Raw genomic sequence first — 15787 nt, 5'->3', positions numbered from 1 at the left:
GAATTTGGATGATTTAGAATTACACCAATCTTACTATTAATATATTGGTCTTTTTTCTATCAAATTATTTCGTATTATTGTCAATAAAACACTCAGATACTTTCATTTTTTTTACTCAAAATTGTCATTCTGACGAAGGAAGAATCATAGTTAGTTAAGCAATTTATAAAGATTCTTCGTTCCTCAGAATGACAAAATAAGCGGAAACTATTCTTTAACTACAACTACCCTAGCCCAGATTGAAGCGGCATCCTCTTGTTGTAGCGCTAGCGAAAACAAGAGATATAGCGGAAAGCTGGAAGAAGCTCCAATAACTTAAACCTTTAGTGAACTTTGAGGCTTCTTTGCGAACTTTACGGTTAAATTATCTACTTTTGCAAAAATAATTTTTCACACTTAAACTGTTTATAGCATGCAACTGTATAACACCTTAAGCGCAGAAGAAAGAGCCATCATGATCGATGATGCCGGAAAACAAAGACTTACTTTGTCTTTCTATGCTTATGCGCAAATTCAAAATCCAACACAATTTCGTAACGATTTATTTCTGGCGTGGAATCCATTAGGCGTTCTAGGCAGGATTTATGTAGCTCATGAAGGGATAAATGCCCAACTTTCGCTACCAGCCGACAATTTCTATGCGTTTAAAGATACCATAGAAGTCTATGATTTCATGAAAGGAATTCGTTTGAATATCGCTGTTGAACAAGATGATCACTCCTTTTTGAAGCTAACCGTAAAAGTCCGTGACAAGATTGTTGCCGATGGTTTAGTGGATGAAACTTTTGATGTAACTAATATTGGAATACATCTAAAAGCGAAGGAATTCAATGATTTATTAGAAGACCCAAATACTATTGTGGTCGATATGCGCAATCATTATGAGAGCGAAATTGGTCATTTTACAAAAGCTATAAAACCAGATGTAGATACTTTTCGCGAAAGTTTACCTATTATCGAAGAGCAATTAGCGGAGCACAAGCAAGATAAGAAACTCTTGATGTATTGCACCGGAGGAATTCGTTGTGAGAAAGCTAGCGCTTACTTTAAACACAAAGGTTTTGAAAATGTATACCAATTGGAAGGCGGAATTATTGAATATACGCGTCAAGTAAAGGAGCAAGGCTTAGAAAGTAAATTCATAGGGAAAAACTTTGTATTCGATCACCGTTTGGGCGAAAGAATCACAGACGATATCGTATCACAATGCCATCAATGCGGAAAACCTTGCGATGTACATACGAATTGCGCAAACGAGGGTTGTCATTTGCTTTTCATTCAATGTGAAGAATGCGCGATTGCTATGGAAGGCTGTTGTTCATCAGCATGTGTAGAGGTAATTCATTTACCGGATGAGGAACAAAAAGCAGTAAGAAGAGGAATTAAAAACGGCAATATGATTTTCAAAAAAGGAAAATCAGATGTTCTGACATTTAAGAACAATCAAGATCCATTAGCTGCAGTTCCAAATCTTACGGAATTGGCCGAAACAAAAACAGCTCGAAGAGTCGCAACTGTTTTGAAAAAAGAAACAAAAATTAAAAAACAATACATTGGAAAAGGAACTCACTTTTTTCCAAAACCAAGCGTTGCTCAATTTCTAATTGAAGAAGGAGAAATTAAAATTGGTGATACTCTTTTAATAGAAGGAGCTACAACTGGAGAACAGCAAATCATCATTGTAGAAATGTTCGTGAATGATATTGATGCTACAATTGCTACTTCGGGAGACACTTGCACTTTCAAATTGCCTTTTAGAATTCGTTTATCTGATAAATTATACAAAGTTTTAGACTAGTTTTTAAAACCAATTCACTCATCACCTTTGTCAAAACTTAAAACTTTGACAAAGGTTTTTTTTTGCACAAAAATGAAAACTCATGCTAAAATCGAACTTGTGTCTGTAATTAGGAACTTCGCCTAGCGGCGAAATACAATCATGCATATTGAATCTGTTTTAACATGTAAGTTTTAAATTATTCTTTTAAAATGAATTCACTTTTAAATGTATAAAATCATGGAAAATCGGTTTTGAAACATTCATGACATCGTAAAGGTTTTTAATTCTCAAAATCAGCAAATTAGAACATTTTAGAAAGCTGTAAATTAGTCGTCAAAGCTTGTCAAATACAAATTGTATCAATAAAAACAGCGTGAGATTTTGAAACAATTAACAAATTTCACCAATCTTATGTTAAATTTTATGTTAGTTTTACTTTAAATTAAGAAAATTTAACAATATGAAAAAAAAGAGCTTACTTCTTTTACTATTCTTTTTTGGGTTTTTTATGACGTATGCCCAAGAAGGTATTATTAAAGGTAAAGTTTCAGACAATCTTGGTATTGGGTTACCCGGAGCAAACATCGCAATTAAAGGAACTAAATCTGTTGTGTCTACAGATCTAGATGGAAATTTTCAAATTAAAGCTTCAAAAGGAAACGTTTTAGTGGTTTCATACATTGGCTTCGCGAATCAAGAAGCAACTGTCACAGGAAATACATTAAATATTAGCCTTAAGGAAAGCTCAGAAAACAAACTAGACGAGGTTGTAATTACCGCTTTTAGTGTTCAAAGTAAAACTAAATCTTTAGGATTTGCGAATCAAACAATCAAAGCCGCAGATATTGAAAGACCAGGCCAAGTGAATGCTTTAGAAAGTTTGCAAGGAAGTATTTCTGGACTTACAGTAAATAAAACTTCTGGTGCTGCTGGTGCTGGAGTTGACATTTTAATTAGAGGAGTTTCTTCTTTAAGTGCAGGAAGCAATAATCAACCGTTAATCATTATTGATGGTAATCCGGTAAACAATTCCACTTTCACAGGAAATATCAATCCTTCTATTGGTTCTAATTCTGCTGGAAGTAGTGAGCAATTTGCTTTTTCAAATCGTTCAGTAGATATTAATCCAAATGACATCGAGTCATATTCGATTCTAAAAGGTGCAGGAGCCACGGCTTTGTATGGTATATTGGCCGGTAACGGTGTAATTATTATCACTACCAAAAAAGGAAAAGAAGGAAAAACAAAAGTTAACGTTTCTTCGAGTGTTTCGTTTAGTGAAGTAAACAAATACCCAGAACTACAATCAACTTGGAGAGAAGGTACAACTGCAGGAAACGCAGCCTCGCCTTTCCCACGTACTTTAGTACCTAGAGTTTTAAGCAACAATGACGACAGTGTTCCTGGAGGAGTTTCGTACTACCCTGGATTTACATCAGGATTTCAATCGAATGGACCAAAATATTCATCTGCTGATGATTCAAGCATTCGCTTTAGAGATTTTTATAGAGATTTTTTCAAAACTGGAGTTAATCGCACTCTAAACGTAAGTGTAAGCGGTGGAAACGAAAAAATCAATTATTATCTTTCTGCATCTACAAGTAAAGATGAAGGAACGGTTCCAAACACAAGCTACGACAGAAAAACTTTAAAGTTTAATGGAGGTTATAAATTATTAGAAAATTTAAAACTAGGAACTTCTGTAACGTATGCTAATTCTGGTGGAACTAGAGCTAATACGGGAGATAAATCGATCATGAGTTCTATGGCTTACTGGTCTCCATCTATAGACATCAACAACTATTTGACTGTTGATGGAAAACAAAGAAACTGGACAAAAGGAACTATCGACAATCCAAGATATTTTGCTGAAATCAGTAATTTAAATGACAATGTAGATCGCTGGATTGCTGGTGCCGACTTAAACTGGCAGGCGAATTCTTGGTTTAATGTTGTTTATAGAGCAAGTATTGATAATTATTCTGAGTTGAGAAATAGATACGTTCCAGATGATTTAGATGTTGGAACTGGTGTAAAAGGATTCATAACAAATGAAACTATTAATTTCAAAGGTCTGAATTCAAACTTAGTATTTACAGCAACTAAAAAATTTGGTGATATTAGTACTAATCTTTTGATCGGACAACAAATTTCTGATACTAGAAATACGTATGGCAATCAAAGAGGTGAAGGTTTGTTAATCTCAGGATTTGACAACATTTCAAATACTACAAACAAATTTGTAACTAATACAGGAGAGCAAGTTCAAAGAAACATTGGATACTTTGGTGAAGCAAAAGCTGATTTCAAAGAAATTATTTATTTAGGAGCTACTGCAAGAAGAGATGAAGTTTCAACTTTACCTAAAGCAAATCGATCTTTTGATTATTACTCTACAAATGCTGCCTTTGTATTTAATGACTTAATTGATAAAGATAGAAATGTTTTATCATTAGGAAAAATAAGAGCTTCATGGGCACAAGTTGGAAAAATTCCTCCTTACGGAATTGGAAGATACAGTAGACCAGAAACTCCTTTTAATGGTGTTGGTGGAATTTCTGTTGGTTCTATTGCTTCAGACCCTAACATTAGACCAGAAATTGTTGCGACTCTAGAAGTAGGTACTGATTTAAAGTTTTACAATAATCGTATACGATTAGAGTACACTTATTTTGATAGAAAAAGTGATGACCAAATTATTGCAGTTCCAGTATCACAAATTTCAGGATTAACAAGTATTTGGAGTAATGCAGGTTCGTTAAAAACAAAAGGTCATGAGTTAACACTTGCAGGAGACATATTAAAAACTAGCGATTTAAAATGGACTGCTACTGCTAACTTTACAGCTTATGACACTGAAGTAACTTCTTTACCATTTGAAAATATTGTTTTTATGGACAGTTTTCAAGGTGTAATTTCTCAAGTAAAAGTAGGTGATGCGGCAGGATCTTTATATGGATATACTTGGACGGAAGTTGATGGCCAAAGACTAATTGGCTCAAACGGATTACCTGTTTTGAAAAAAACAGCTAAAGGTGATTTCGAATATTCTAAAGTGGCTAATGCTTTTCCGGACTGGGTTGCTACTTTAAACAATACTTTCACCTATAAAAACTTTAATTTATCCTTCTTATTCGAATATAAAGAAGGTGGAAGCGCTTTTGACTCAGGACAAAGAAACGGGTTACGAAATGGTGTTCTGAAGATTACTGAGGAGAGAAACATCACAAAAGTGCTTGACGGTGTTAAATCTAATGGTTCTGGAGGTTATGTTACAAACGACATTCCTGCAATAATAGATGCTAACAGTTACTACCGTAATGAAAACTACAACAGAGCTTCTGAAATTTTAGTCCAAGATGCTTCTTGGTTAAAATTAAGAAATGTGTCTTTATCGTATAATTTACCTTCAGAATTGCTTCGTAAATTAAACATTGCTACTGCTTCATTTACAGTAAGCGGAAGTAACTTCTTGCTATGGACACCATTTAGAGGTTTTGACCCTGAAGGAAGTCAGTTTAGCTCAGGAAGTAATGTATATGGATTCACAGGTTTAAACGTTCCATTAACACAATCGTACTCTTTTGGTGTTAATTTTGGATTTTAATTTATTAAAAATAACAGTATGAAAAATATTATAAAAATAGTAGCACTTTTTGTTACGACCAGCTTGGTGACAAGTTGCAGCGATAGTTATTTTGATGTAAATACACCTCCTGATGCGATAGACACTAATTCAACAGCATTAAAAGATGTATTAAGTCCTGCAATTCAAAACACCATTGATGCTCAATATTCTGCTTCAGTAAGTGTTGCTCAAGTAAGCCAACATATTTCATCAGCACTTTCAAACCAAGATATTGACAAGCATTATTTCAGTGGTTTAGATTCATATTGGTTCACCACTTATGTAAAAGCTTTATCGAATATCAAAGTGGTGGAAGACAAAGCAATCGCGACAAATTCTTCTCACTACTTAGGAATTGCACAAATTTTGAAAGCAATTAATATAGGTTTAGCAACAGATTTATACGGAGACATTCCTTACACTGAAGCTTCTCAAGGGGGTACAATTACGTATCCAAAATATGACTCTCAAGAATCAGTGTATGCTGCAATTGATGGATTATTTACAGATGCAATCGCAAAATTATCGGCTCCTAACACTTCAATAATTAATAAACCAGGTAAAGAAGATTTAATTTATGGCGGAGACGTTAACAAATGGATTAAGGCTGCGTATACGTTTAAAGCGAGATACCAGTTACACTTATCTAAAATAAACGCTGGAACTGCTGCTACTAAAGCATTGGAAAGCTTATCAAAAGGGTTCACGTCTAATGCAGATGATTTTCAATTAGTTTACAACACTGTAAATACAAATCCTTGGTACGCAAATCAGTTAGGATTAAACACTGGTAATATTTCATTTTTAATTTCGAATCAATTGATAAATGCTATGAATGGAAAATCATTTCCTTTTAGCACAGTAACGATGGATCCAAGATTACTAGCAATTGTTGACATTAGAAAATATCCGAATCCAGCTTCACAAACTACAAATCCAGATCCAATGGTAGTTACTAATTACAATGGAATTGAAAATGGAACTGGTGCAAACGTTCCTGGACAACCCGGCGCTAATGCTAAAATAGGAATTGATTTCTTTTACTCAAAAGCGAATTCACCGTTAGTGATTATGTCATTTGCTGAAGCGAAATTTATTGAAGCAGAAGCTAATTTCATTATAGCAGGAGGAACTGCAACTAGCACTGGTGCAAATGCAGCAGCAAATACTGCTTATCTTGCTGGAATTAATGCTAACATGGATAAGTTAGGAGTTGCACCTGCTTTGAAAACAGCTTACGTTGCTGACGCATCAATTGCTAAAGGCGCAGCTGCTCTAGCATTAAAAGACATCATGAGACAGAAATTTATCGCATTATATCTAAATCCTGAAACGTTCACAGATTACAGAAGATATAATTTTTCACCCAATGTTTTTGTTGGTTTAAAACTACCAAAAAATACAGATCCTAACAATGGTGGTAATTGGATTAGAAGATTTGTATATCCAAATTCTGAAAAAAGTACTAATTCCGCTGTATATAGTACAAATTTTAAATCTATGATTACACCAGTTTGGTGGGACAAATAGTAAAGGAATTCTACTGCTTCACAGTAAAAATTTAGAAGTTATTTATTAAAAAAAATGGCGTTTTAAAAATGCTAATTCAGTAAAATAGATTAAAAACTAATCCATTATGATAGTAATCGTAATGGGTTTTTTTTAGTAAAATTTTATCAGTTTCCTGCAATTTCAATCGTTGTAACATAAAATTAAAAAATACTATCTTTACGACTTAATCGTTTTAAGAACTTAAGTTGTGCCAGTCACAACACTATATATAAAATTATGGCATGTACAAGTTGTTCAACTTCTGATGGTGGCGCACCTAAGGGTTGTAAAAATAATGGGACTTGCGGCACCGATAGCTGCAATAAACTGACTGTTTTCGATTGGCTTTCAAATATGAGTTTACCTAATGGAGACGCTCCTTTCGACTGTGTCGAAGTTCGTTTTAAAAATGGTAGAAAAGAATTTTATCGCAATACTGAAAAGTTAACATTAAGCATTGGAGATATAGTTGCAACGGTTGCTTCTCCCGGTCACGATATAGGAATTGTCACGTTGACAGGAGAATTAGTTAAAATCCAAATGAAGAAAAAAGGGGTAAATCATTTAAGTAATGAAGTACCTAAAATCTATAGAAAAGCATCTCAAAAAGATATTGATATTTGGTCAGTTGCTCGTGATAGAGAAGAACCAATGAAAGTGAGAGCACGTGAATTAGCGATTGCTCAAAAATTAGAAATGAAAATTTCAGACATCGAATTTCAAGGAGATGGTTCGAAAGCGACTTTCTACTACACTGCAAATGACAGAATTGACTTTCGTGCTTTAATTAAAGACTTCGCAAAAGAATTCAGTACTCGAATTGAAATGAAACAAGTTGGCTTTCGCCAAGAAGCAGCTCGCTTAGGCGGGATTGGTTCATGTGGAAGAGAGTTATGTTGTTCTACATGGTTAACTGATTTTAGAAGCGTAAACACTTCTGCAGCGCGTTACCAACAACTATCTTTAAATCCGCAAAAATTAGCGGGACAATGTGGTAAATTAAAATGTTGTCTAAACTACGAGCTAGACACTTATATGGATGCGTTGAAAGATTTTCCAGATTTTGAAACTAAATTAGTTACTGAAAAAGGAGATGCAATTTGCCAAAAACAAGATATTTTTAAAGGATTAATGTGGTTTGCTTACACTAATAACTTCGCTAACTGGCATGTTTTAAAAATTGATCAGGTAAAAGAAATTGTAGCAGAAAATAAATTAAAAAATAAGGTTTCTTCACTTGAAGATTTTGCAATTGAAATTGTAGTTGAGGTAGAGAAAAACTTTAATAATGCAATGGGACAAGAGAGTCTAACTCGTTTTGACCAACCTAAAGCAAAGAAAAAACCAAATAAGAAACGCAAAACTGTTGGAGAAAATGCGATTGTTGCCAACGGCAGCAAACCGGCAAAAGATAATAAAATCATTAAAAACAGTAAACCGGCAGATACTAATCGTCAAGCGCCTGTAGATAAAAAACCTGCGGAGCCTAGAAAACCTATAATTATTACCAAAAATGTGGATAAAAAATAGCGCTTTAGTTCTATTGGTTGTGATTCTCTTTTCTTCTTGTGATAAAAAAAGAGTTTTTGATGAGTATAAAACTGTTGGGAATGCGTGGCATAAAGACAGTATTGTAACATTCAATTTACCAGAGCTAGATTCGACAAAACGATATAATTTATTTGTAAATTTAAGAGCAAATAATGATTACAAATTCAACAACTTGTTTTTAATTGTAGCATTAGAAATGCCTAATGGATTCACAAAAGTAGATACTTTAGAATATCAAATGGCTGATCCTGATGGCACAATGTTAGGCGATGGCTTTACTGATATTAAAGAAAGTAAATTGTTTTATAAAGAAAATGTACGATTTCGCAAGAAATACAAAGTGCATATCAAACAAGCTGTTAGAGAGAATGGCAAAGTGCCTGGCGTACAAGACTTAGACGGAATTACCGAAGTTGGTTTTAGAATAGAAAAAAAAGAATAATATAGTACTATGGCTATCAAAAAAAACAATAAACAGACGAAAGGTACTGGCAAGGACATTACTTCTTATCAAAGGGAATTTTGGAAAATATTTTTCATTGGTTTAGGAAGTGTAGGTTTATTTTTCTTATTCGCATCTTGGGGAATCTTTGGATCAATGCCTTCATTTGAAGACTTAGAGAATCCTGATTCTAACCTAGCAACTGAAATTATTTCAGCAGATGGAGTTGTTATTGGTAAGTATTTCCAAAAGAATAGATCACAACTAAAATATTCTGACTTACCTAAAAACTTAGTTCAAGCTTTAATTGCTACTGAAGATGCTCGTTTTTATGATCACTCAGGCATTGATGCTAGAGGAACTTTGAGAGCAATTTCTAGTTTAGGAACAAGCGGTGGCGCAAGTACTTTAACGCAACAATTAGCGAAACAATTATTTCATGGTGAAGGGTCAAAATTCTTACCTTTTAGAATTGTCCAAAAAATGAAAGAATGGATTATTGCAATTCGTTTAGAAAGACAATATACTAAAAATGAAATCATTGCGATGTACTGCAACGTATATGATTTTGGAAATAACTCAGTTGGAGTAAGCTCTGCAGCAAAAACTTATTTTTCAAAAGAGCCAAGAGATTTGACAATAGACGAATCTGCTATTTTAGTGGGAATGTTTAAAAATTCAGGTTTATACAATCCAATTCGTAATCCTCAAGGAGTTAAAAATCGTAGAAATGTAGTGCTGTCACAGATGGAAAAAGGTGATATTATTACTGAAGATCAAAAAGCGCAATTACAGAGTTTACCAATCAAATTGAATTTCAAATTAGAAACTCACAAAGACGGTACTGCTACTTACTTTAGAGAATATCTTCGCGATTACATGAAAAAATGGGTAGAAGAAAACAAAAAGTCGGATGGTTCTAACTATGATATTTACAAAGACGGTTTAAAGATTTATACAACGATCGATTCAAGAATGCAGTCACATGCTGAGAAAGCAGTTACGGCGCATATGGCAAATCTTCAGCAAGAATTTTTTAATCAGTCAAAAGGCAATAAAAATGCTCCTTTTGTTAATATTTCAGCTGTTGAAACTCAAAAAATATTGAACCAAGCTATGAAATCATCTAACCGTTGGTCTGTAATGAAATCAATGGATAAAAGTGAGGAAGAAATTATAAAATCTTTTAGTGAAAAGACTAAAATGACTGTTTTTTCTTGGAAAGGAGAAAGAGATACAATCATGACTCCTATGGATTCAATCCGTTATTACAAACACTTTCTTCAATCTGGTTTAATGGCTATGGAGCCACAAACTGGAAATATTAAAGCGTGGGTTGGAGGAATTAATTACAAGTATTTTCAGTACGATCACGTAGGGCAAGGAGCGAGACAGGTAGGTTCGACTTTTAAACCATTTGTATATGCGACTGCTATTGAGCAATTGAATATGTCTCCTTGTGATTCAATTATTGATGGACCTTTTATGATTAGAAAAGGTCGTCATAATGTAACAGCGGATTGGGAGCCAAAAAATTCAGATAATAAATACCGCGGAATGGTTACCTTAAAAAGAGGTTTAGCTAGTTCGATTAATACAGTTTCTGCCAAGTTAATGGATAAAGTAGGTCCAAAAGCTGTTGTAGATTTAACTCATAAATTAGGTGTGAAATCTGAAATTCCTTTGCAACCATCAATTGCCTTAGGTGCCGTTGAAATTACTGTTGAGGACATGGTAGCTGCCTACAGCACATTTGCAAATCAAGGTGTTTATATGAAACCACAATTTATATCACGAATTGAAGATAAAAGTGGTGTAATTATTTATGAGCCAATACCAGAATCCCACGATGTATTAAATAAAGATATCGCTTACGCAGTAATCAAATTGTTAGAAGGAGTTACCGAAGGTGGTTCTGGAGATCGTTTGCGAACTACGGGCGGTGGAAATGGTTCTAATCGCTGGACAGGTTATCCGTATAACTTCAAGAATCCGATTGCAGGAAAAACTGGAACTACACAAAATCAATCTGATGGTTGGTTTATGGGGATGGTTCCAAATCTTGTAACGGGTGTTTGGGTTGGTTGCGAAGATCGTTCTGCACGTTTTAAAAGTATTACTTACGGACAAGGAGCTACTGCAGCATTACCTGTTTGGGGTTACTTTATGAAACTTTGCTATGATGATCCAGATTTAAAAGTTTCGAAATCTCCATTTGAGCGACCTGCTAATCTTTCTATTAAAGTAGATTGTTATGTTGCTAAAAAAGTAGTCGATTCAACTGACACTGAAAATGACACAGGAGAATTCGAATTGTAAAATTTTAAATTGTTTAAATAATTAAATCCTATTTTTTATTAAAATTAGGCTTATTAGTAATTCATTCTTATGATCAATAAAAAAGTAAATAATGTTCACGAAGCCCTTCAAGGAATTGAAAATGGGATGACTGTCATGTTAGGTGGTTTCGGATTATGTGGAATTCCTGAAAACAGTATCGCTGAATTAGTAAAAAAAGAAACGACGGATTTAACTTGTATTTCAAATAATGCAGGAGTAGATGATTTTGGCCTTGGTTTACTTTTGCACAAGCGCCAAATCAAAAAGATGATTTCATCTTACGTTGGTGAAAATGCTGAATTTGAACGTCAAATGCTTTCTGGAGAATTGGACGTAGAGTTAACACCTCAAGGAACTCTAGCAGAAAAATGTCGTGCAGCTCAGGCTGGAATTCCAGCATTTTTTACGCCAGCCGGCTTCGGAACTGAAGTTGCTGAAGGTAAAGAAACTCGAGAATTTAATGGAAAAATGCACGTAATGGAATTGGCTTTCAAAGCTGATTTTTCTATTGTAAAAGCGTGGAAAGGTGATGAAGCCGGAAATCTTATTTTTAAAGGAACTGCCAGAAACTTTAATTCTTGTATGGCTGGCGCTGCAAAAATCACAATTGCTGAAGTAGAAGAATTGTTACCTGTGGGTTCGCTTGATCCAAATGAAATACATATTCCAGGAATATTAGTCCAACGTATTTTTCAAGGCGAAAAGTTCGAGAAAAGAATTGAGCAAAGAACGGTTAGAAAAAAGTAATCAGTGTTCAGTCATCAATTTGAACTTTAAATAGACTTTAAATAAAACACTTAATGAACCTTACTATCTTAATGATTTAAAAAAGTGAGCAGTGATCATTTTAAGTCTAAAAACAGTAATAGTAAAAATACTTACTGAACCTTAATATTCTTAATGGTTTAAAAAAAATAAATTATGTTAACAAAAGAAGACATAGCAAAAAGAATTGCAAAAGAAGTTAAAGATCGGTATTACGTAAACTTAGGTATAGGAATTCCAACACTGGTGGCAAATTATGTTCCTGATGGAATTAATGTCGAGTTTCAAAGTGAAAATGGTGTGCTAGGAATGGGACCGTTTCCATTTGAAGGCGAAGAAGATGCCGATATCATTAATGCTGGAAAACAAACCATTACGACTTTACCAGGAGCCAGTTTTTTTGATTCTGCTTTTAGTTTTGGAATGATTCGTAGCCAAAAAGTAGACTTAACTATTCTTGGTGCAATGGAAGTAGCCGAAAACGGTGATATTGCCAATTGGAAAATACCAGGTAAAATGGTAAAAGGAATGGGTGGAGCTATGGATTTAGTTGCTTCGGCAGAGAATATTATAGTTGCCATGATGCACGTGAATAAAGCAGGGGAATCAAAAATACTTAAAAAATGTACTTTGCCATTAACAGGTGTAGGCTGCGTTAAAAAAGTGGTTACTGAACTTGCAGTTCTAGAAGTGACTCCAAAGGGTTTTAAGCTCTTAGAGCGCGCGCCAGGAGTTACAGTTGAACATATCATTGCTTCAACAGAAGCTGAACTAATAATTGAAGGTGAAATACCTGAGATGGTTATCTAAAAAAACTTCTATAAATGTAAGAGAGTCGGAATTTCAACATTGAAATTCCGACTCTTTTTTTATATCAATAATTTAGAGTAATCCTAGAAAAACCAAGTCGCTACAAAAATTGCTGTGATTACACAAATCACATCAACTAGCAACATCGTTCCTAGCGCGTAACGTGTGTTTTTAATATTTACAGAACCGAAGTAAACTGCAATTACATAAAATGTGCTTTCGGCACTACATTGAAAAATACTGCTTAACCTTCCTGTTAAGGAATCTGCGCCAAAAGTACTCATCGAATCTAATAAAAACCCTCTTGATCCTGCAGAACTGAAAGGTCTAAGCAAGGCGACTGGCATAGCATCAATAATTTGTTTATTTACTCCTAAGTTCGAAAAGATAAAAGCAATTCCATCACTTATAATATCAAATAAACCGCTGTTTCTAAATAAAGAAATAGCAGCTAGCATTCCCAAAACATAAGGAAAAATAGTAACTCCAGTTTTTACACCATTATTTGCACCAACTACAAAAGAGTCAAATACAGTCGTTTTAGCCTCAGCAAATTTCTTCTCTTGACGAAATGCGTAAAATAAGGTAAAACCAATAATAGCTAATAAAATCAATCCCGAAAGATTAGAAGTAAAATAATTCTTTCCGATTAAATCTAAATGATTAACATACATCAACAACCCGACAATAGCGCCAATTAATGTCATTAATCCAATTACCAAGGAAGCACTTTTAAAATTGATTTTTTGTTTTACACCCACGATTAAAAAAGCAGCAATAGTACCAATAAACGATGTAATAATACAAGGCAACATTACATCAGCAGGATTACTAGAACCTGCAGCTGCACGATATCCAATAATAGAGGTGGCAATTAAAGTTAAACCCGATGCGTGCAAACACATAAACATAATTTGCGCATCACTTGCAGTGTCTTTATCCGGATTGAGCTCTTGCAAACTCTCCATTGCTTTTAACCCAAAAGGCGTTGCGGCCGAATCTAGCCCTAAAAAATTAGCTGCAAAATTCAACGTCATATAAGAAATAGAGGGATGATTTTTAGGAATACTTGGAAATACTTTTACAAATACAGGACTCAATACTTTAGCTAATTTACCAGAAACTCCAGAAATAATTAACAGCTCCATCAGTCCACAAAAGAAGGCTAAATAAGCAATCAAGGGAATAATAATGTCAACTAAACTGCTTCTACACGTTGCTAATAATCCATCGGATTTTTGAACTCCACTGTAAATCTGAACGGTTTGATTTTTGTAAACATAAGTCGTATCGTTATTTGACAAATCACGATTAACAATCATGGTTTTATCTGCTTTCAATTGAATACTATCTCTAATAAAAGCAGGAACTTGATCTATATATTTTTCAGATACTAAAATACGATCACCCTTTTCACCATTCAAAACATAATCGATGGTATAAGTACTTCCCGAAAACAAACTGATCACCACAAATAAAATCGACGAGATAAAAATAACTAACCAAAACCTACTTAATACCATAATCTATATTTTTTATAAATGTAACAATTCAAGGAAAACCGTAAAATCAAATTTCAATTGCTAAAACTAATATATATTTTTGATACTGTAACAGAAATCATTTATTTAAACATGAATAATCTCGTCTTCTATTAACAAATCTTCTCTCCTTAATCTCAGAAAAATTTGCGCTACGGCAATAGTATCTTTTTCACAATAAGTTACGATTCGATCTATATCTTTTTCGACATAGAAAACATGACCAACTTGACTGCCATCGATATCACCTTTTGGGGAAGGAATTCCCAATATTTTTGTCAGTAATTTGAGTGAAGTGTAGTGCTTGTAATCCCCGAACTTCCATAATTCTAAAGTGTCTAAATGTGGAATTTCCCATGGCTTTTTTCCAAAAAGATTTAGCTTGTTGGGAATCGCTATTTGATTTATTATCATTCGGCGCGCAATAAATGGAATATCAAATTCTTTAGCATTGTGTCCGCATAGAACATGCTGTGGTTGGTTAAAGTGCGTATTAAGCAAATTATTAAAATCTTCTAATATTTTTTTTTCTTCACCAAAAAACGAAGTAACTCTAAAATTCCGAATGTCATTTTTGATTGTAAAATAACCAACAGAAATGCAAACAATTTTACCAAATTCTGCCCAAATACCTGCACGGTCGTAAAAATCCTCTGCAGTGAATTCGTCCTTTCTTTGATACTGTGTTTTATGCTCCCATAAATCTCTCATCTCATCATCTAAAGCATTAAAATCTTCGGCTTCAGGCACAGTTTCGATATCTAGAAATAGAATATTATTTAGGTTTATTTTTTCGATCATATTTTCATATTTGATCCCAAATTACATAAATTTTCACAAACTAAAATACGATCTAATGATAGAAAGTAAAAATTAAACTACAGTTCATCGAAAAGACTTTGCTGATTCGTAGGATTTTCATGTTCTAAAAGCCACTTTTTTCTCCATAAGCCACCCGCATAACCAGTCAAAGAACCATCAGAACCGATAACTCTGTGGCATGGAACTACAATCCACAAAGGATTTTTACCATTGGCGGAAGCCACAGCGCGAATTGCTTTAACGTCACCTAAAATTTTTGATTGTTCGAGATATGTTCTCGTTTTACCAAAAGGAATTGATAAAAGTCCTTTCCACACTTTGTTTTGAAACTCCGTTCCTTTAGGATTTAACTTAAAATCAAATGCAGTTCTCGTTCCTTCAAAATATTCATTTAACTGACTTACTGCATTCTGTAACTTTGCGGGAATTTCGGTTGAAAAGGTTCCTTGGTCGTGCACTGAAACTGAGCAAATACCGTTTTCATCACCTACAATTTCAGCAATACCTAAAGGTGTTTTTATATAAGCAGTTTCCATACTATCGAATTTATTTAATTA

The 15787-nt window shown here is 34.0% G+C and carries 11 protein-coding genes; 8 read left to right on the top strand and 3 right to left on the bottom strand.

What is annotated here, in order from left to right; genetic code table 11:
* Positions 1-412: 412 nt before the first annotated feature.
* The 8 genes from RCH19_RS05460 to RCH19_RS05425 all read left to right on the top strand — a co-directional run bounded on the left by RCH19_RS05460 (position 413) and on the right by RCH19_RS05425 (position 12867).
* On the top strand, positions 413-1798 hold the full coding sequence (locus tag RCH19_RS05460) for a rhodanese-related sulfurtransferase (protein WP_343022373.1): 1386 nt from the start codon (positions 413-415) through the stop codon (positions 1796-1798).
* A 442-nt stretch (positions 1799-2240) separates the two neighbouring features.
* A complete protein-coding gene (locus RCH19_RS05455; protein WP_343022372.1) occupies positions 2241-5387 on the top strand; it encodes a SusC/RagA family TonB-linked outer membrane protein in 3147 nt (1048 codons plus the stop codon).
* 18 nt (positions 5388-5405) lie between these two features.
* On the top strand, positions 5406-6938 hold the full coding sequence (locus RCH19_RS05450; protein WP_343022371.1) for a SusD/RagB family nutrient-binding outer membrane lipoprotein: 1533 nt from the start codon (positions 5406-5408) through the stop codon (positions 6936-6938).
* A gap of 258 nt (positions 6939-7196) precedes the next feature.
* A complete protein-coding gene (gene ricT / locus RCH19_RS05445) occupies positions 7197-8489 on the top strand; it encodes a regulatory iron-sulfur-containing complex subunit RicT (RefSeq protein WP_121924656.1) in 1293 nt (430 codons plus the stop codon).
* A complete protein-coding gene (locus tag RCH19_RS05440) occupies positions 8473-8952 on the top strand; it encodes a gliding motility lipoprotein GldH (protein WP_343022370.1) in 480 nt (159 codons plus the stop codon). The genes ricT and RCH19_RS05440 overlap by 17 nt, the downstream gene beginning before the upstream one ends.
* A gap of 9 nt (positions 8953-8961) precedes the next feature.
* On the top strand, positions 8962-11271 hold the full coding sequence (locus RCH19_RS05435; RefSeq protein ID WP_343022369.1) for a transglycosylase domain-containing protein: 2310 nt from the start codon (positions 8962-8964) through the stop codon (positions 11269-11271).
* 69 nt (positions 11272-11340) lie between these two features.
* Complete coding sequence (locus RCH19_RS05430) at positions 11341-12039, top strand: CoA transferase subunit A (RefSeq protein WP_121924659.1); 699 nt, start codon at positions 11341-11343, stop codon at positions 12037-12039.
* Between the two features lie 174 nt (positions 12040-12213).
* Entirely contained in the window at positions 12214-12867 is a 654-nt protein-coding gene (locus RCH19_RS05425; RefSeq protein WP_121924660.1) for a CoA transferase subunit B, read from the top strand.
* Positions 12868-12950: 83 nt separating this feature from the next.
* Here RCH19_RS05425 and RCH19_RS05420 read toward each other — a convergent pair whose 3' ends face one another.
* The 3 genes from RCH19_RS05420 to RCH19_RS05410 form a co-directional block, all read right to left on the bottom strand.
* Positions 12951-14390, bottom strand: a complete 1440-nt coding sequence (locus RCH19_RS05420) for a nucleoside recognition domain-containing protein (RefSeq protein WP_121924661.1) — start codon at positions 14388-14390, stop codon at positions 12951-12953.
* A 105-nt stretch (positions 14391-14495) separates the two neighbouring features.
* Entirely contained in the window at positions 14496-15209 is a 714-nt protein-coding gene (locus RCH19_RS05415) for a 3'-5' exonuclease (protein WP_343022368.1), read from the bottom strand.
* Positions 15210-15286: 77 nt separating this feature from the next.
* Positions 15287-15766: a methylated-DNA--[protein]-cysteine S-methyltransferase gene (locus RCH19_RS05410; protein WP_343022367.1), complete on the bottom strand. Its 480-nt coding sequence runs from the start codon at positions 15764-15766 to the stop codon at positions 15287-15289.
* Positions 15767-15787 lie beyond the last annotated feature (21 nt).

The sequence above is a fragment of the Flavobacterium sp. PL12 genome, assembly GCF_039123485.1.
In the GTDB taxonomy this organism is placed as follows: domain Bacteria; phylum Bacteroidota; class Bacteroidia; order Flavobacteriales; family Flavobacteriaceae; genus Flavobacterium; species Flavobacterium weaverense.
Note: the sequence above shows the minus strand (reverse complement) of the source record. Positions and strands in the feature narration are given on the sequence as shown.